Raw genomic sequence first — 17858 nt, forward strand, 5'->3', positions numbered from 1 at the left:
TATGTGCAGGCTGCTTTGACCATGCAATACGCTATCCCCCAAGAAATTCGCTTAAACCCTAGCCGAGACACGCTTACTTTGGTGTATGACGCAGCCGAGTTTGCGTTGCCAGCCGAATATTTGCGCGTGTTGTCGCCCAGCGCGGAAGTGCGCAGACACGGCAAAGGACAAGAAAAATTGCAAACGGGTAAACGTGATGTGTTGATTGACGATTTGCAGGCTGCTGGCAATTACGCGCTAAAAATTGTGTTTTCCGATGGACACGACAGCGGTTTGTACGATTGGGATTATTTATATGTGTTGGCGCACGATTATCAGTCGCTCTGGCAGGCATATCTTGCCAAATTGCAGGCCGCTGGCGCATCGCGTGAACCCGATTTGTCGCCGCCAACGAAGTCGCCCAAACAAAAAACGCATGGTTGTGGCGGCGGTGGCTGTTCACATTAAGATTACAAAGCAGCCTGCACTTTATCAACCATATAAATCACACATAAAAACATGAATTTAACCCAACTTGTCCCTTTGATTTTAATCGCTGTGATTGCGATTGTGAGCTTTATTGGCTGGCGCAATACGTTTGTGTTCCAGCGATACCAATTCCAAATCGCCGCCATTCGCTACAACAAACAATATCAACGCCTGATTACTTCGGCATTTTTGCACGCAGATGGCTGGCATTTGTTTTTTAACCTGTTCACGCTGTATTTTTTCTCGCGCGTGATTGCTTATATTTATGGCTGGCTCGGCTTTTTGCTGCTGTTTTTTGGCGCGGTGCTGGCTGGCAATTTGTTTTCGCTGTGGCTATACAAAAATCGCCCCAGCTATGCCGCGATTGGCGCATCGGGCGGTGTGTCAGGCATTTTGTTCGCGTCTATCACCATTAACCCGATGAGCGAAATCATGATTTTCCCGATTCCAATCCCCATAACCGCTTGGATTTACGCCACTTTGTATTTTGCCTACTCGGTTGCCATGATGTTAAGCCCACGCCAATGGGACAACACGGGACACGCCGCGCATTTGGGTGGAGCAGCCTGCGGAATGCTGTTTGCATTAGCGATTACGCCTGCTTTTGTGATGCAAAACGCGCTGTTTTTGGGCATTATGTCGCTACCCTTACTGTATTTGGCATACGAAGTATTGATTAACAAGAAAGCACGATGAATGAAATATATCCTATTGATTTTACTGACACTTGGTTTAGCGGCTTGCGGTGGTGCAGGCACACCAGCCGATAGCACGTCTGCTGCATCAGCATTGCCCGATGCCAGCGAAGCCAACACCAGTCCAATCCGCCAAAATTTTGTGCAAGCGTGCCAGCAATCTGCGTTAAACAGCAATCCTGCCAACACCAATAATCCGCAAAAACAAGCCTTTGCCCAAACCGTGTGCGAATGTGTGTACGACAACGGCGAGCAAACATACGGCGGTGCAAGCGCGTGGGAGCAAGCCATCGCACAAAACGAACAGCAAAAAAACCTAGACAGCAAATTGCAACAAACCTTACAAACCGCGCTGCAACAATGTGTGCAACAACACGCGCCCAAAGTGCAGGCTGCTTCTGCCGTTGGCGCATCGGCGGCATCGCAATAAAGGAAACATCATCATGAATATGAAGGAAACATCATCATGACCGATTCAAACAACAAACAAACCCACTTTGGTTTTCAAACCGTAAACGAAAGCGAAAAGGCAGGAAAAGTCGCCCAAGTATTTCATTCGGTTGCAAAAAACTACGACATCATGAACGATGTGATGTCGGGCGGACTGCACCGCGTGTGGAAACATTTTACGATTAACACCGCTCGCGTTCCCAAAGGCGGCAAGGTGCTGGACATTGCAGGCGGTACGGGCGATTTATCACGTGGCTGGGCAAAACGTGTCGGCAAAACAGGCGAAGTGTGGCTGACTGACATCAACTCGTCCATGCTCACGGTGGGGCGCGACCGCTTGCTCAACGAAGGCACGATTTTGCCTGTTGCCGTGTGCGATGCAGAAAAACTGCCCTTCCCCGACAATTATTTTGATTTGGTATCGGTGTCGTTTGGCTTACGCAATATGACGCACAAAGACGTGGCGTTGGGCGAAATGTATCGCGTACTCAAACCAGGTGGCACGCTGTTGGTGCTGGAATTTTCCAAAGTATATGAACCGCTTGCACCTGTTTATGATGCGTATTCGTTTAAACTGCTGCCGCTAATGGGCAAACTCATCGCCAAAGATGCCGACAGCTACCAATATCTTGCCGAGTCCATTCGTATGCACCCAGACCAAGAAACACTGAAACAAATGATGTTGGACGTGGGCTTTGACCAAGTGGATTACCACAATTTGACGGCTGGCGTGGTGGCATTACACAAAGGCGTGAAGTTTTAATCCCAATCCATAAGCCATACAAAAAGTGCAGGCTGCTTTTAAACCTATCACAAAGCAGCCTGCACTTTCGCTGCATTGTTTATCGCACATTTAAAGGAACTTTATATGACAGGACATTTGGGATTCCCCATAGAAACCGTAGCCGTATTCGTGGTGTTGAGCGTTGGCGCAATCGCCATTGACCTATTCGCCCACAAAGATGAAAAACCACTCACACTCAAAAGCGCGGCATCGTGGTCGCTGTTTTGGGTGTTCGTCTCCATTATGTTTGGCGTGTATTTGTGGGTACACCACGATGCCGAAACCGCCAGCCTATTCTTCACAGGCTACGCGCTAGAAAAAGTATTATCGATTGACAATTTATTCTTGATTATGGCGGTGTTTGCATCGTTCAAAATCCCCGAAAACCTGCGCCACCGCGTGTTGTATTGGGGCATTATTGGCGCGATTGTGTTCCGCATGATTTTTGTCGCAATTGGCACAGGCTTACTGGCATTGGGCGCGTATGTTGAACTGATTTTTGCCGCGATTATTGCCTTTGCCGCGATTATGATGCTCAAAGGCGGCGATGAAGACAGCCACGAAAACGTGGATTATTCCGAACATTTTGCCTACAAATTGGTACACAAATTTTTCCCCGTTTTCCCCCGTTTGTATAGACACAACTTCTTTTTGAACGCCGAAGAACTCGCCAAAGCGCGTGAACAATATCCAGACGTGCATTTGGAATTGGCAGGCGAAGACGTGAAACACCCCGAAGACAGCCACCCACAGCCAATGAAAAAAGGCGTGTTAGTCGCCACACCGCTGTTTTTGTGTTTAGCCGTGATTGAATTATCGGACGTGATGTTCGCGTTTGACAGCGTGCCAGCCGTGATTGCCGTGTCCAAAGAACCGCTCATCGTGTACAGCGCAATGATGTTCGCTATTTTGGGCTTGCGTACCATGTATTTTGTATTGGAAGCGTTAAAAGGCTATTTGGTGCATTTGGAAAAAGCAGTGGTGTTTTTGCTATTCTTTATCGCATTCAAACTGGCGTTAGCGGCAACCAATCACTTATTCCACCACGGTTGGGAAATTTCGCCCAACGCGTCATTGGTAGTCGTGCTGGTGGTTTTGGCGATTGGCGTGTTGGCATCATTCGTGCTACCAAAAAAATCGTAAAAATCGCAGGCTGCTCGTGAAGAAAGCAGCCTGCACTTTGATTTAACATTGAAATACAAGGAAATCCTATGATTAACATGAAAGGCACAGTAATTATGGCAGTGATTGCCTATGGCGTTTATCACTATACCCACACTGGAAATTTAACATTGATTCCGCCAACCAAATCAGCAGTCGTCCAAGCATTCCAAAAAGCCCAATCTTCTCGCGCATCGCAATACGATGTTGAAGTAACCAAAAAATGCACGCGCGTGGGCGGTGGCATGGTCAAAGAAGGGGTTTACGCTTGCGAACTGGAATTGTCCAGCAAATCGGGCGGCGAGCAGCCGTTTATCGAAAAAATCTTGATTGAGAAAAAACAAGGTAATTGGGTGATGCGAAATAAATAGCCCACAAAAAAACGCGGAACAGCAAGCAACTGTTCCGCGTTTTTCATATTGATTTAATACTCACGCACCACCGCGCTTTGCTGCAACTGACCAATAAATGCTTCTTGGTTACGTTGTTGTGCTTGGCGAACCAATAAGCGGCGAATGGCTTCGGCTTGCATTTTGTATGGGTCGGTTTCGGTGCGGCTGCCCACCAATTCAATCATCTGCCATGTTGTACCTGCATTGCGCGGCGCACTCACTTCACCCACTTTTAATGTATGCAAAAACGGTTCTACATTTTCGGGCAACATATAATCGGTGATGTTGTCGTGCAAACCGCCATTAGCCGCCTGCGCTTCTTGCGAATAACGGCGTGCAATCGAAGCGAAATCCGTGCCTTGTGCAATCGCCGTAGCAATTTGCTGAATACGATTGCCTACTGCTGGCACATCGGCTTGACTAGTCGCGCGTAAAAGAATGCGACGAATGGTGTAAACCGTATAAGGCTCAGCCGCTGGCAAGGCTTGACCTGTTTTTTGCGCGTTCACAGCGTATTCCTGAATTTGCGCTTCGGTGATGTTAATGTCGCTGTTTAAGTTGCTCAACATATGCGCAATGAGCAAATCTTTTGCCACCTCAAGGCGATAAGACTCTTTGGTGTAGCCGACACTAGCCGCTTTGGCATACAAAGCAGCAACAGTGGTTTTGTCTTGCGCGGCACGGCGTTGCAATTCTTCATCAATGCCTGCTTCGGGTACGCGCAACTGTTGTTGGCGAGCCGCATCGGCAAGCAGCGAACGCTCTACCAACTGCATCTTGGCAGCCTGCACTAATTGCGCTTCGGGAATGTCCTTGTTGGTTGGGCGCGATTTGAGTTCACGCACGGTGCGCGACACGTCGCCATAAGTAATAATGGACGAATTGACTTCCATTAACACGCTGTTGAGTGGCTTGATGTCGGCAGCGCAGGCTGCTTGAATGCCCAAACCCAGCATAATGGCGGCTGCAAGTGTACGAATATTTGTCATCTTATATATACCTCGTTGGTTTTGCTGTACCCAGGAATTCCCAAGCGTAGCTGTTCATAAGGATTGTTACCGATATTACTTAAATCTTTAAGTTGCAATGTGAAAAATACGGCGTTTTTGTGTGTCGTGCGACCATTTTCGATGCCTGTGGCATAGCGTTGTCCCACCACGCTCATGCTCCAACAACCGCATGGATTTTTGTATTCCAAACCCAAAGTTTGCTCCAATGTGGCATAAGGCTTCACGCTAAAATTATATCGCCCTACCGCATACAAATTGGGGGTTATCGGCCATTGTGCTGCCAAATCCACATGTCGTAATTCGCCAAAATAACCCGAGAAAATCTCTTCGTTGCGACTGTATTTAAAGCGCGAACTCAACACTTTGCCTGCTTCTGGGTTGTAGCGCAAGCCAAAATTCATCTGTTCGGTGCGATTTGTGCTTTCGTTCCAATGCAGTTGCGTGTCAGCAAACCAGTTGGGATAAATCTGTCCACCAGCAAAAGCAGCGATATCGCTTTTACGGCGCGCACTCGATTGCAGGCTGCCATCTAACAACACATCATCGTCCGAAAAATAATATTTTTGCCCTACACCAGCGCGGAATACTTCTACACCTGTGTTGGCGTTCAACAAACGAGTTTGTATGCCGACTGCGGTGCTGTTGCTGGCATTGATGCGGTCACTGCCCGAAAAGATGTTTTCGCGAAATAATTGGTCATAGCTAAACGAGTTTTGCGATGAGTCAAAATTAGGCAACGTGTTTTGTTCACGGCTGGAAATGTAGTTATAAAACAAGCGCGGTTCAAGTGTTTGAATATAGGCTTGTTTAAACAACATTTGTTCGCGTTCAAATGTCAAACCTGCGTCCACATTGGCAATCGGCAACACGCGCGATACACGGCGACTGGGATTACCACCTTCATTTTTCAGCCAATATTGCGTGGCGTGTACCCCAATTTTGGGGCGCACATAACCCCAACTACGCGAAAAATCCCACGTTACGCTGGGATACACTACCAAGCGCGAGCCGCTTTGCCAGTCTGGGTGTTCAAAGCGCGTGATGTGGCTTGTCCAATTTAAGCTGGCGTTGCCGATACTGCGCTGCCAATCCAGCGAAAAGCGTGGCAAAATGGCATAAGGGCGCGAAATATTGCCGCTACCATCGGGCAAAGTTTGGTATTTGCGTACCAACAAACCAGCCTGCACATTGCCGCCCAGCCATTGATTGACATAACTTAACCACAGTTGGCGGTCTAGATTCACGTTTTCGGCGATTTCGTTGCGCCCGTAAAAATCGCGATAATAATCGTTGTCGGACACTTGGGTAAAATCAATGCCACCCGATAAATGTGCGTTAAATTGATGATAATGTCTCAGGCGGACTTCGTAGCGATTGTCGTATTTTGATTCGCTATCGTGTGGCATATATTCCGCGCTGATTGCGCCACGGTATTTAGGCTGCAAATAACGGAACTCACCGCCCAATTGTGCGCCGCGCTCTGAAATATACGCAGGCGTTACAGTCGCATCGTAATTGGGCGCGAGATTGAAATAATACGGCTGTTTATAGGTTGCACCGTCCGAACCAATCGACACAGTTGGCACTAAAAAACCACTTTTGCGATTGCCATTAATCGGAAAATCCACCCACGGCGTGTACAAAATCGGTACGCCAGCAAACACCAATCGCGCATGACGTGCTACGCCGATGCCCGATTTGTTATCCGCTTTCATTTCTGCCGCTTGGATATACCACGATGTATCACCGGCACTACAAGTGTTGAATTTCACATCTTGCAACTGTGTTTGCTGTTCGTTCAGCAGCGTTACTTTTTTGCTCACACCTTGCAGCCTGCGCCCATCTTGTTCGGCAACAAATTCGGCATTGTCTGCACTGCCATTTTTTTGCGCCAAGTGATAATTAAGCCGCTCGCCCTGCACGGTTTCGCCATTTTGGCGCGTCAAAACAAACGCATCGCCTGCCTGCACCGTTTCATCTTGCGGATTGTATTCCACCCATTGTGCATTAAGCGTGTCGCCATTGCGTTCCACAATCGCATCGCCCTCGGCACGATGCACCACATTGGTTTGCCCTGCGGCTTTGTCTGCCGTGATGCGCGTTACATCGCTGGGCAAAGCATCGCCACCGCTGGTTTTGGCACGAGCCAATTCTGCCGATGACGGCGCAGGCGCATGACACAAACGGCTAGACGACCAAGTGTCCGAAGCAGCCTGCACGGAGTGGGCAAAAGTCAATGCCACTGCCGCGAACAAGGGTTTATACACAAATGAGCGAGACAAAATCACACCTACACATAAATTTAACGTTAAAATGGCGGTCATTTTAACCGAAAACCAGCGTATTCACATCATGCAAAGAGAATCTGCACTAAAAAATTGGTTGGCGCAATGCTATCCACAACAAAACTTCACTTTATCGTTTGCGGCAGCCGATGCCGATTTTCGCCGTTATTTTCGCGCAACGTTTGCCGATGGCAGCAGCGTGATTTGCATGGACGCACCGCCCGATAAAATGAACACCGAGCCTTATGTTCGCATACAAAAACTATTTTCCATGCTTAACGTGCCGCAAATTTTGCATTACGATGCCGCACAAGGGTTTATGGTACTCAACGACTTGGGCGATATTCAATACCTCAAAGCCATGCAGCACGAAAACACGCCCGAAGCGCACAAAGCCCTGCTGCTAGAAGCAATTGACGAATTGATTATTTTGCAAAAAGCCAGTGTTGCAGGCTGCTTGCCCGAATACGACCACGAAATTCTGTTGCGCGAAGTCAATTTGTTTCCCGAATGGTTTGTGGCAAAAGAATTGGGGCGCGAACTCAATTTCGCCCAACGCAAATTGTGGCAACAAACTTTGGATGTGCTGTTGCCCGCAGTTGAGCAGCAACCCAAAGTATTTGTGCATCGCGATTTTATCGTGCGAAACTTAATGCTCACACGCGACCGCCCTGCCGTGTTGGATTTCCAAGACGCGCTGTATGGCGCAATCACCTACGATTTGGTGTCGCTCACACGCGATGCGTTTATTGAGTGGGACGAAGAATTTACGTTAGACATCGTGATTCGCTATTGGGAAAAGGCGCGCGCTGCTGGTTTGCCCGTTCCAGTCGAATTTGACACGTTTTATCGTTGGTACGAATGGACGGGCGTGCAACGTCATTTGAAAGTGGCAGGCATTTTTGCGCGTTTGTGGCACAGAGATGGCAAAGACAAATATCGCCCCGAAATCCCGCGCTTTTTGAATTATTTGCGCCGTACTTCGCGCCGCTATGCCGAACTCGCGCCCTTGTATGCGCTGTTGCTGGAATTGGTGGGCGATGAAGAATTGCAGACGGGTTATACGTTTTAAATCCCACATATAAAAGTGCAGGCTGCTTTTTTCACGGTTTTTGCCGTAAAAAGCAGCCTGCACTTTCTTATCTTAATTTTGATTTATGAATTTTGCGCGGCATAGCGTTGCAACAATTCTTTAAACGCTGCGCCTGTTTCTGGGTGTTTCAAACCAAACGCCAGCGTGGCTTCTAAATAGCCGATTTTGCTGCCACAGTCATAACGCACGCCGTCAAATGCGTGTGCCAACACAGGTTCGTATTCCAGCAGTTTGGCAATGCCATCGGTCAGTTGGATTTCGCCGCCTGCACCGCGTGGCGTATTTTGCAGCAATTCAAAAATGCGCGGAGTCAAAATATATCGCCCCACCACCGCCAAATTGGACGGTGCTTCTTCTGGCTTCGGTTTTTCCACAATGCTTTGAATGCGTTGATATTGCTGCCAATCCGCAATTTCCACAATGCCGTATGACCCAGTTTGGTCAGGCGCAACGGTTTCTACACCCAACACGCTGCTGCCTGTTTGATTGTAGCTGTCAATCATTTGCGCCAACGCACCTTTGGGCGCGTCAATTAAATCGTCTGCCAAAATAACGGCAAACGGCTCGTTGCCCACCGCTGCTTGGGCGCACAACACCGCATGTCCCAATCCCAACGCTTCGGCTTGGCGAATATACAAACAAGTGATGTTGGACGGCAAAATGTTTTGCACATGCGCCAACAATTTTTCTTTGTGGCGCAAGGTCAATTCGGTTTCCAGTTCGTAGGCTTTGTCAAAATGGTCTTCAATGCTGCGTTTGCTGCGTCCTGTTACAAAAATAATCTCGGTGCAGCCTGCTTCTACCGCTTCTTCTACGCCATATTGAATCAATGGCTTATCCACAATCGGCAACATTTCTTTTGGGCTGGCTTTGGTAGCAGGCAAAAAGCGCGTTCCCATGCCTGCAACTGGGAAAACAGCTTTGCGAATTTTTTGGCAGGTCATGATTTTCTCCTTATAAAATTAGACGGATAGATGCGCGTATTTTAGCATGACTTTTAAGAGAAAATAAAAAAGGACTGCTATAATTTAGCAGTCCTTTAAATTTTGGTGCCGGCGGCAGGAATCGAACTCGCGACCCCCTGATTACAAGTCAGGTGCTCTACCAACTGAGCTACACCGGCAAAGAAGTCGCTATTATGCGGATAATTCGGTTTCTTGGCAAGCGTTATTTTGATTTATTTTGTAATAGAACGTCATTTTGCTGTTTTTAAATAAAATTTAATTAGCAAGATTTATTGAGCGAGCAAATTTTTTGTGATGATTTGGCAAATTTGTTGCAAATATTCGGCATCAATTTCGTCAAATTGGTTGATTTGCTCGGCATCGGCATCTAGTACACCGATGATTTGTTGCCGTTGGTTGTATAGCGGTACGACAATTTCGGATTGTGAACGGCTGGAACAGGCGATGTGGTCGGGGTGTTGGTTTACATCGGGTACGACAATGGTGCGATTTTGCGCCCATGCTTGTCCGCAAACGCCACGTCCGTGTGCGATTCGGGTGCAGGCGACTGGGCCTTGAAAAGCGGATAGTTGCAATTCGGTACGTTGGTCATCAATCAAATAAAAGCCAACCCACAACCAGCCAAAGGTTTCTTTGAGCAGGGCATTGACGTTGGCGAGTCCTGCGATGAATAGGTTGCGGTCGCTGCTCAATAGGGCTTCTATGGCTGGGACGATGGTTTGGTAGCGTTCGGTTTTGCTGGCATTGGGGGCGATGTGGGGTTCGTGCATTGGGGAATCTTTCGGGTTAGATAAAAAATCAATGTGCAGGCTGCTTTTTATCGTGCAAAAGCAGCCTGCACTTTTTTATGGCTTACATTTGTTGCAAGGTTGCGACGCTGGGGGCGTAGTAATATGCGCCTGTTTTGGCTTGGCTTAATCGTTCCAGCAGCAAATCGGTTAAACCGTCTGGCACGTCGCCAAACATGTGCTGCAACTGCGCTTCTATATTGTGCAGGCTGCTTGCGTAGGCAACAAAAGCCAATCCGTGTTCGCCTGACGCGCTGCCATAGGGCAAACTACGGCGCACAATTTTTAGCCCAACGCCGTTTTCTTTGATGTTAGTTCGGGCGATGTGGCTGCGTGGGTGGCGGTCGGCTTTGGCGAATTCTTCATCGCTTTGTTTACTACGCGCCACGCTTTGTTCTTGTTCGGCAACGCTGTGGCTGTTCCATTTGGCTAGGTCGTGTTGATAGCGTTGGAATACGATGTAGCTGCCGCCGTGTTGGTTGAGCGCGATGGATTGGATTTTTTCATCGCCGTGTGGGTTTTCTGTGCCATCAACAAAGCCGTCTAGTCCGCGATTTTCGTGGCGGCGGAAGCCTTGTGTTTCTTGGGCGACTTCAATCGCTGTGCCAAAAATGTCCAATACGGATAGGGCAAGCGCGAAATTGCTGTCGTGTTGATTGGATTGAATGTGAATCAACAAATCGTGTTGCGTGGCCGGGGCGATGATGTTGCCTGTGCCATAGCTGGGGAAATTTTTGAGTTCGGGGGCTTGGCTGGCAGCGGCTTGGGTTTGCCAGAAGTCTGCGCCAAATGCGATGGTCATACCGATTTGGTCTTGCGGACGTTGGTTTTGCAACTGTTCTAGCGCGACAAGGGCGGCGCGACAAGCTGTGCCAATTTGTGCAGGCTGCTTGATTTGGGCTTCAATCCAAATGGCTGCACTGGCGTGTTCGTTGGAGAGAATGGGGTTCATGTTGGTGTTCCTTGTTGTGATACGAGAAAGTGGAATTATAACGAAATTGGGCAAAAAAGCAGCCTGCATCTTTACCCAGCCTTACACGTTTTCACACAGAAAAAAGCAGCCTGCACGTTTACAATATCGCCTTTTTTACACACACTTGCCTATGAAATTCTTTTCTATCTTTACCCTGTTTGGGCTGCAACTGTTCACTTACTTTTTTGCGCGATTTTTGATTTGGTGGCTTGCCATTCAATCCAAAACCGCGCGTAAACGATTATTTGCAGGATGTTTTTTATTTGGCAACGGCTTGTTGATTTCGGCTTTGGTGTTTCGAGTTCACGGGCTGTCTCGCTGGTCGGCAGTGTGGTTGGTGTTGCTGCTGTTTACGTTTTTTACCAGCTTAATCGTATTATTTTTGTATCGCGTTTTGAAGCTGGCCAAAAGGCAGCCTGCACATTACACTCGTGCTTTGCGAATTTTATCGCCATTGATTTTGTTTAGCTTTTTTGGTACGGCAATTTACAATGCCTACACGCCTGTTGTCCGCCATGCCAGTATTTCAATCAACAAACCGTTGGCGCAACCGATTCGCATTGGCATGGCTGCCGACACGCATTTGGGCATCTTGGTGGGCGCACGACAATTAGACAAATTGTCCAACATTATGGCGCAAGAAAAAGTGGATATGATTTTGCTGCCTGGCGACATCATGGACGATGACACGGTGGCATACGAAGCGGAAAACATGAAGCCGCATCTGCAAAAACTCCGCGCACCGCTGGGCGTGTATGCCACGTTGGGCAATCACGATTTGTTTGGACAAGAACGCGCCATTACGCAAGCCTTGCAAGATGCGGGCATTACGGTATTGCACGACAATGCGGTGCTGGTGGACAACCGCGTGTGGGTGGTGGGTCGCCCCGACAACTTGGACAAAAATCGCTTGCCAACCAAACAGTTATTGACGCAAGCCGACACAACTTTGCCTGTATTTTTGCTAGACCATCGCCCTGATGGCGTGTCGGAACATTCGCAACTGCCGATTGATGTGCAAGTGTCTGGGCACGTTCACAATGGGCAAGTGTTCCCAGCCAATTATATTGTGAAGATGATTAATCGCTTGCATTATGGTTATGAACAAATCGGCTTGGGGCATTATTTTGTGACTTCGGGCTTTGGTTTTTGGGGCGTGCCGTTCCGTTTGGGCTCGCAAAGCGAAGTTTGGATTATTGATGTGAAAGGGACGCAGCCTGCGTCTTATAGTGAATTAAATTCAAACTAGTACTGCGTTGCCAACTCCCTTATGTACTAGCTGTACACGGCGGTCGTTGTCGCCTTGTCCTAGGTTGAATTTAATCCACTATAAATCACGCGAAAAAAGCAGCCTGCACTTTTGTAAGCAAACAAAAAGTGCAGGCTACTTTGTTCTTTTATTATAATGCCCAATTTTTCATCGCCCAATCCAAACCATGCCCCACCTACTCCGCGCCCTGCTGCTCGCGGCCATTCCCGCCGCTTTTTTGTGCCTACTCACCGCTATTCCGCTGTGGAAAATGCTGGATTATGGCGGCTCGCCCCTGTGGCTAGAAATGCTGCACGACAGCTACTACCGCCAGCGCATTCTCTGGACAGCCACGCAAGCAGCCTGCACCGTCTTGCTGACCTTGCTGCTCGGTTTGCCCTGCGCGTGGGCGTTGGCGCGATTGCAGTTTTCAGGTAAAGCATTGATTTTAAGCCTATTGATGTTGCCGTTTATTATGCCGACTTTGGTCGCAGGCATGGGCGTGTTGGCATTGTTTGGCGAAAAAGGACTGCTGTGGCGCGGTTGGCAAGACACCGCCGTATTACTGCTCTATGGCAATATTTTCTTCAATTTGCCTGTGCTGATTCGTTCTGCCTACCAAGGCTTGCTCGCCGTGCCAGCCAATCGCATCGCTGCCGCCAAAACGCTGGGCGCAAACGCTTGGCAACAATTTTGGCACGTTGAACTGCCCGTGTTGCGCCCATGGCTCGCAAGTGCAGGCTGCTTGATTTTTCTATACTGCTTTTCTGGCTTCGGCTTGGCATTGCTGCTGGGCGGACAACAATACGCCACCGCCGAAGTAGAAATCTACCGCCTAATCGCACACGAACTGGACTTGGAACGCGCCAGCGTATTGGTTTGGCTGGTGCTGTTTGCCACCACCGCCGCAGGTTTGCTCAACGCATGGTTCAGTCGCCAAACCCACGCCGCCGACATTCGCCCGATTGCCGCGCAAAGTCCAAGCAGCCTGCACCACAAAATCCTGCTCGGCTACACCCTATTCTTGCTGACCGCGTGTTGCGTCCTACCCTTGCTGGCGATTGTGGTGCAAGCCACCCAAGCAGGCAGCGCGTGGCGCGTGTTATGGCACGAAGACACACTTTCCGCACTGTGGAACACGCTGCGATTTTCCACCATTGCGCTATTTGGTACAGCCGTATTAGGCATACTCCACGCCGCAGCCGCTCGCGCCATACCGCTGTTTCGCAGCATCACATTTTTACCGTTTATGATTTCGCCCGTGTGTTTATCGTTTGGCGCGCTGCTGGCATATCCACAACACGCAGGCAGCCTGCACTTGCTGCTTGCGCTGTATGTATTGCTCGCCTATCCTTTTGTTACCAAAGACGTTTTGGCAACATGGGACGCACTGCCCCATCGCTATTTCCAAGCCGCACAAGTGTTTGGCGCAAGCCCAATCCAAACGCTGTGGCACATTACCTTGCCGCTGCTGCGCCCTGCATTACGGCGCGGTTTGACCTTTGCCGCTGCCACCAGCATAGGCGAATTTGCCGCCACGCTCTTTTTATCGCGCCCCGAATGGCAAACGCTCACCACGCTGATTTACTACTATTTGAGCAAAGTCGGTAACAACAATTACGGCAAAGCGATGGTGCTGACTTTGTTGTTGATGACGTTGGCAACGCTGGTTTTTGTGTTGTTGGATACGCAGGAATCGCGCAAGAAATCGGTAGCGGACTAAACAAAAGCAGCCTGCATTTTTTTGGTTGATTTAAAGTGCAGGCTGCTTTTCATCATCACGCCCTACAATCACGCCACATCAATCCATTCTATAAAAAGCAGCCTGCAATACATCAACCAAACAATGCTAAAATACGCAGTTCATTTTTATTTTTCAGGCAACTCAAATCATGGCTCAAAACAACGACTTCATTCGCATTCGTGGCGCACGCACCCACAATCTCAAAAACATTGACCTAGACATTCCCCGACACCAACTTGTTGTGATTACGGGGCTTTCAGGCAGCGGCAAATCTTCGCTGGCGTTTGATACGCTGTACGCCGAAGGGCAACGCCGTTATGTGGAAAGCCTGTCCGCCTACGCGCGTCAATTTTTGCAGATGATGGATAAACCCGATGTGGATTTGATTGAAGGCTTGTCGCCAGCCATTTCCATTGAGCAAAAATCCACGTCCCACAATCCGCGTTCCACAGTCGGCACGGTTACGGAAATCCATGATTATTTGCGCCTTTTGTATGCGCGTGTCGGCACGCCGTATTGCCCAGAACATCATCAACCGCTTGCCAGCCAAACCGTGTCGCAAATGGTGGACGCGATGTGCAGGCTGCCTGAAGACACGCGCGTGATGATTTTAGCCCCTGCGGTGGTTAACCGCAAAGGCGAATTTGTTGATTTATTTATGGATTTACAAGCACAAGGTTTTGCGCGTGTGCGTGTGGACGGCAAAATTTACGCCATTGAAGACGTGCCAAAATTGGAAAAAAACATCAAACACAATATTGATGTTGTGATTGACCGCGTGAAAGTGCGCGATGATATTCAACAGCGATTGGCGGAAAGTTTTGAAACCGCGCTGCGACACGGCGATGAACGTGCTTTGGCGTTAGAAATGGATTCGGGCGTGGAACATTGGTTTTCGGCGCGATTCGCTTGCCCTGTTTGCTCGTACAGTTTACCCGAACTTGAACCGCGTTTATTCAGTTTTAACAATCCATTAGGTTCGTGCCAAACCTGCGACGGTTTGGGCAGCACCGATTTTTTTGACGCAGAACGAGTAGTCGCACACCCCGAATTATCGCTCTCGGCTGGCGCGATTGATGGCTGGGACAAACGCAATCAATTTTATTTTCAAATGATTCAATCGCTTGCCAAACATTATGGTTTTGACGTGGAAACCCCTTGGGAAATGCTGCCTGAAAAAATCCAAAAAATCATTTTGAATGGTTCAGGAAAAGAAATTATTCCATTCAAATACTTATCCGAAAAAGGCGGCACATTTGAACGCGAACACGCATTTGAAGGCATTATGCCAAATTTGGAACGCCGTTATCGCGAAACCGACAGCGAAACCGTGCGCGACAAATTGCGCGAATACCAAAACCACCGCGCCTGCCCAAGCTGCGGCGGTGCGCGTTTGCGTAAAGAAGCGCGACACGTTTTAGTCGGCGGACAAGCCTTGCACGATATTTCCGCATTGCCATTAAATCAAACACTTGCGTTTTTTGAAAACCTGCAATTAGACGGTAACAAAGCCCAAATTGCCGAAAAAATCCTAAAAGAAATCATGGAACGCTTGGGCTTTTTGATTAACGTGGGTTTGGATTATTTGAATTTGAGCCGTTCCGCCGAAACGCTGTCAGGCGGTGAAGCCCAACGCATTCGCCTAGCCAGCCAAATCGGTTCGGGCTTGACAGGCGTGATGTACGTTTTGGACGAGCCGTCAATCGGTTTGCACCAACGCGACAACGATAGATTATTGATGACATTGAAAAGATTGCGCGATTTGGGTAACAGCGTGATTGTGGTTGAACACGATGAAGACGCAATCCGCCACGCCGATTTTGTCGTGGATATGGGCGTAGGCGCAGGCGAACACGGCGGCAGCGTGATTGTTTCAGGCAGCCCCGAAATCGTAGCGAAAGATGAAAATTCATTGACGGGACAATATTTAAGCGGCAAACAATCCATTCCTGTGCCGTCTGAAAGAACGCCTGTTAATCCCGACAGAATGCTCGTTCTGAAAGGCGCAAGCGGCAATAATTTGAAAAATGTAACGCTAGAATTGCCTTTGGGCTTAATCACTTGCGTAACAGGCGTTTCAGGCAGCGGCAAATCCACGCTGATTAACGACACGCTCGCCAAAATCGCCCACCGCGAGCTCAACCGCGCCCACGAAGAACCAGCCCCCTACGACAGCATTCACGGCTTGGAACATTTGGACAAAGTGATTACCGTTGACCAATCGCCCATCGGCAGAACACCGCGTTCCAACCCAGCCACTTATACAGGCTTGTTTACGCCAATCCGCGAATTGTTCGCAGGTGTGCCATTGTCGCGTGAACGTGGTTACAGCGTGGGGCGGTTTTCGTTCAACGTCAAAGGCGGACGCTGCGAAGCGTGTCAAGGCGACGGCGTGATTAAAGTAGAAATGCACTTTCTGCCCGATGTGTACGTCCCTTGCGAAGTCTGCCACGGCAAACGCTACAACCGCGAAACGCTGGAAGTGCAATACAAAGGCAAAAACATTCACGAAGTTTTGGCGATGACGGTAGAAGAAGCCTTTGAATTTTTTGAAAATGTGCCGACCATTGCCCGAAAATTACAAACCTTGCAAGACGTGGGATTAGGCTATATCCGTTTGGGACAATCCGCGACCACGCTATCGGGTGGCGAAGCACAACGTGTGAAACTCGCCCTAGAATTATCCAAACGCGACACAGGACGCACGCTGTATATTTTGGACGAACCGACCACAGGTCTGCATTTCGCCGACATTGCCCTGCTGCTGCAAGTCATAGGCCGTCTGAAAGGCAAAGGCAACTCGATAGTGATTATCGAGCATAATCTGGATGTGATTAAAACTGCGGATTGGATTGTGGATTTGGGGCCGGAAGGCGGTGATGGCGGTGGGAGGATTATTGCGGAAGGTAGCCCTGAACAGGTGGCGAAGGTTAAGGGGAGTTATACTGGGAAGTATTTGAAGGTTTTTTTTGAATTCAATTAGTAATTGAATAATCAATGCTTGTTAAATTTGATTGGAAAGAAATATTATGAAAAATCATATTATTGGTTTGATTGTAGGGATACTAACAACAGTAGCTGCAACTTTTATTATAAGCTGGATTAATTCTGGCAATATAAAATATGAATACTCTTTTAATAACTACGATAGACTAGCTTCCATTTTATCCATCAATATTGAAAATAATTCATCACAAATAGAAAAAGATATTCATATAATTATTCCTGGTTTTTTTCTTCCTACAAAAGAAGATCAAGAGAATATTAAAATGAAATCTTCTTTTTCTAACACATCAATGATGATTATTGATAAAAAAATTGAAATTACTATTCCTAATTTGAGACAAAAAGAAAAAGGAGAGATACAACTACTCTTTTTAGGTGGTGCTCCATTTTCTGATTATTCACTGGATAATGAATTGCTTGTAACATCAGAAAATACTATTGCGACGAGAAAAAACTATTTATTTACCGACAAAAATTTTGATAATACGGTTTTTTTATTAATAATGACTATTTTAGCAACATTCATAGTTTTACTGTTAATAGCTTTTATTTCTGATTATTTAACGCCATACGAAAGTAAGAAAAACTCTCTCGTCGAAAACTTGAATAATCTAATGAAAAATAATAAAGAAAATAAAATGGTATCTTTTATTTCAATAGATGATGAACACAAGCAATCGTAGCTAGCAAGCCGTAGCCAGCATACCCAACTCACCGCGTGCGTGGCTGCGCCACACACCCTACCGTTGAATCACTCGGAACTTCAAAACCAACGTGTAGGGTGTGTGCGGTACG

At 48.0% G+C, this 17858-nt stretch carries 16 protein-coding genes and 1 tRNA gene; 11 read left to right on the forward strand and 6 right to left on the reverse strand.

All coding sequences use genetic code 11. The features are described from left to right. Positions 1 to 21 precede the first annotated feature (21 nt). The 6 genes from DQN52_RS01060 to DQN52_RS01085 all read left to right on the forward strand — a co-directional run bounded on the left by DQN52_RS01060 (position 22) and on the right by DQN52_RS01085 (position 3929). Positions 22 to 447 (forward strand): gamma-butyrobetaine hydroxylase-like domain-containing protein, encoded by a 426-nt coding sequence (locus DQN52_RS01060; RefSeq protein WP_080561239.1) that lies wholly within the window; start codon positions 22 to 24, stop codon positions 445 to 447. Positions 448 to 498: 51 nt separating this feature from the next. After that, positions 499 to 1164, forward strand: a complete 666-nt coding sequence (locus tag DQN52_RS01065; protein ID WP_003788260.1) for a rhomboid family intramembrane serine protease — start codon at positions 499 to 501, stop codon at positions 1162 to 1164. Further along, positions 1165 to 1593 carry a hypothetical protein gene (locus DQN52_RS01070; RefSeq protein WP_003788262.1) on the forward strand — a complete coding sequence of 143 codons (429 nt, stop codon included), beginning with the start codon at positions 1165 to 1167 and terminating at the stop codon, positions 1591 to 1593. A gap of 36 nt (positions 1594 to 1629) precedes the next feature. Beyond that, positions 1630 to 2376, forward strand: coding sequence for a bifunctional demethylmenaquinone methyltransferase/2-methoxy-6-polyprenyl-1,4-benzoquinol methylase UbiE (ubiE, locus tag DQN52_RS01075; RefSeq protein WP_003788264.1), 747 nt, complete (start codon positions 1630 to 1632; stop codon positions 2374 to 2376). Positions 2377 to 2481: 105 nt separating this feature from the next. Beyond that, entirely contained in the window at positions 2482 to 3540 is a 1059-nt protein-coding gene (locus tag DQN52_RS01080; RefSeq protein WP_003788266.1) for a TerC/Alx family metal homeostasis membrane protein, read from the forward strand. Positions 3541 to 3608: 68 nt separating this feature from the next. Next, positions 3609 to 3929, forward strand: coding sequence for a hypothetical protein (locus DQN52_RS01085; RefSeq protein ID WP_003788268.1), 321 nt, complete (start codon positions 3609 to 3611; stop codon positions 3927 to 3929). Between the two features lie 53 nt (positions 3930 to 3982). On the opposite strand, the gene DQN52_RS01090 is transcribed toward DQN52_RS01085, so the two are convergent. Both DQN52_RS01090 and DQN52_RS01095 read right to left on the reverse strand, forming a co-directional pair. Beyond that, positions 3983 to 4939, reverse strand: a complete 957-nt coding sequence (locus tag DQN52_RS01090) for a peptidylprolyl isomerase (protein WP_003788270.1) — start codon at positions 4937 to 4939, stop codon at positions 3983 to 3985. Further along, a complete protein-coding gene (locus tag DQN52_RS01095) occupies positions 4936 to 7284 on the reverse strand; it encodes an LPS-assembly protein LptD (RefSeq protein WP_032827824.1) in 2349 nt (782 codons plus the stop codon). Before DQN52_RS01095 ends, DQN52_RS01090 begins: the two co-directional genes overlap by 4 nt. Before the next feature lie 28 nt (positions 7285 to 7312). Here DQN52_RS01095 and amgK point away from each other — a divergent pair, with 28 nt between their 5' ends. Next, complete coding sequence (amgK, locus tag DQN52_RS01100) at positions 7313 to 8317, forward strand: N-acetylmuramate/N-acetylglucosamine kinase AmgK (RefSeq protein WP_032827825.1); 1005 nt, start codon at positions 7313 to 7315, stop codon at positions 8315 to 8317. Between the two features lie 83 nt (positions 8318 to 8400). Here amgK and galU read toward each other — a convergent pair whose 3' ends face one another. The 4 genes from galU to DQN52_RS01120 form a co-directional block, all read right to left on the reverse strand. Continuing rightward, entirely contained in the window at positions 8401 to 9282 is an 882-nt protein-coding gene (gene galU, locus DQN52_RS01105; protein ID WP_003788275.1) for a UTP--glucose-1-phosphate uridylyltransferase GalU, read from the reverse strand. 103 nt (positions 9283 to 9385) lie between these two features. Continuing rightward, positions 9386 to 9461: transfer RNA gene (locus DQN52_RS01110), tRNA-Thr, on the reverse strand. Positions 9462 to 9572: 111 nt separating this feature from the next. Then, complete coding sequence (locus DQN52_RS01115; protein ID WP_003788277.1) at positions 9573 to 10073, reverse strand: GAF domain-containing protein; 501 nt, start codon at positions 10071 to 10073, stop codon at positions 9573 to 9575. A gap of 82 nt (positions 10074 to 10155) precedes the next feature. Then, entirely contained in the window at positions 10156 to 11043 is an 888-nt protein-coding gene (locus tag DQN52_RS01120) for a Dyp-type peroxidase (protein WP_003788279.1), read from the reverse strand. A 151-nt stretch (positions 11044 to 11194) separates the two neighbouring features. Between DQN52_RS01120 and DQN52_RS01125 the strand changes: the two genes are divergently transcribed. The 4 genes from DQN52_RS01125 (at position 11195) to DQN52_RS10865 (ending at position 17746) form a co-directional block, all read left to right on the forward strand. Beyond that, positions 11195 to 12313 carry a metallophosphoesterase gene (locus DQN52_RS01125; protein ID WP_032827855.1) on the forward strand — a complete coding sequence of 373 codons (1119 nt, stop codon included), beginning with the start codon at positions 11195 to 11197 and terminating at the stop codon, positions 12311 to 12313. Positions 12314 to 12500: 187 nt separating this feature from the next. Continuing rightward, positions 12501 to 14036, forward strand: a complete 1536-nt coding sequence (locus tag DQN52_RS01130; protein ID WP_003788286.1) for an ABC transporter permease — start codon at positions 12501 to 12503, stop codon at positions 14034 to 14036. Between the two features lie 169 nt (positions 14037 to 14205). Further along, positions 14206 to 17040 (forward strand): excinuclease ABC subunit UvrA, encoded by a 2835-nt coding sequence (gene uvrA, locus DQN52_RS01135; RefSeq protein WP_003788289.1) that lies wholly within the window; start codon positions 14206 to 14208, stop codon positions 17038 to 17040. Between the two features lie 46 nt (positions 17041 to 17086). After that, a complete protein-coding gene (locus tag DQN52_RS10865; protein ID WP_003788290.1) occupies positions 17087 to 17746 on the forward strand; it encodes a hypothetical protein in 660 nt (219 codons plus the stop codon). Positions 17747 to 17858 lie beyond the last annotated feature (112 nt).

It is taken from the genome of Kingella kingae (genome assembly GCF_900475905.1).
Lineage (GTDB): Bacteria > Pseudomonadota > Gammaproteobacteria > Burkholderiales > Neisseriaceae > Kingella > Kingella kingae.

What these genes read in the sequence shown, in the direction of transcription:
- DQN52_RS01080 (WP_003788266.1), top strand. Translation starts at nt 2,482, where the DNA reads ATGACAGGACATTTGGGATTCCCCATAGAAACCGTAGCCGTATTCGTG.
- DQN52_RS01065 (WP_003788260.1), top strand. Translation starts at nt 499, where the DNA reads ATGAATTTAACCCAACTTGTCCCTTTGATTTTAATCGCTGTGATTGCG.
- DQN52_RS01090 (WP_003788270.1), bottom strand. Translation starts at nt 4,939, where the DNA reads ATGACAAATATTCGTACACTTGCAGCCGCCATTATGCTGGGTTTGGGC.
- DQN52_RS01115 (WP_003788277.1), bottom strand. Translation starts at nt 10,073, where the DNA reads ATGCACGAACCCCACATCGCCCCCAATGCCAGCAAAACCGAACGCTAC.
- DQN52_RS01070 (WP_003788262.1), top strand. Translation starts at nt 1,165, where the DNA reads ATGAAATATATCCTATTGATTTTACTGACACTTGGTTTAGCGGCTTGC.
- uvrA (WP_003788289.1), top strand. Translation starts at nt 14,206, where the DNA reads ATGGCTCAAAACAACGACTTCATTCGCATTCGTGGCGCACGCACCCAC.
- amgK (WP_032827825.1), top strand. Translation starts at nt 7,313, where the DNA reads ATGCAAAGAGAATCTGCACTAAAAAATTGGTTGGCGCAATGCTATCCA.
- DQN52_RS01130 (WP_003788286.1), top strand. Translation starts at nt 12,501, where the DNA reads ATGCCCCACCTACTCCGCGCCCTGCTGCTCGCGGCCATTCCCGCCGCT.
- ubiE (WP_003788264.1), top strand. Translation starts at nt 1,630, where the DNA reads ATGACCGATTCAAACAACAAACAAACCCACTTTGGTTTTCAAACCGTA.
- DQN52_RS01060 (WP_080561239.1), top strand. Translation starts at nt 22, where the DNA reads ATGCAATACGCTATCCCCCAAGAAATTCGCTTAAACCCTAGCCGAGAC.
- DQN52_RS01120 (WP_003788279.1), bottom strand. Translation starts at nt 11,043, where the DNA reads ATGAACCCCATTCTCTCCAACGAACACGCCAGTGCAGCCATTTGGATT.
- galU (WP_003788275.1), bottom strand. Translation starts at nt 9,282, where the DNA reads ATGACCTGCCAAAAAATTCGCAAAGCTGTTTTCCCAGTTGCAGGCATG.
- DQN52_RS10865 (WP_003788290.1), top strand. Translation starts at nt 17,087, where the DNA reads ATGAAAAATCATATTATTGGTTTGATTGTAGGGATACTAACAACAGTA.
- DQN52_RS01085 (WP_003788268.1), top strand. Translation starts at nt 3,609, where the DNA reads ATGATTAACATGAAAGGCACAGTAATTATGGCAGTGATTGCCTATGGC.
- DQN52_RS01095 (WP_032827824.1), bottom strand. Translation starts at nt 7,284, where the DNA reads ATGACCGCCATTTTAACGTTAAATTTATGTGTAGGTGTGATTTTGTCT.
- DQN52_RS01125 (WP_032827855.1), top strand. Translation starts at nt 11,195, where the DNA reads ATGAAATTCTTTTCTATCTTTACCCTGTTTGGGCTGCAACTGTTCACT.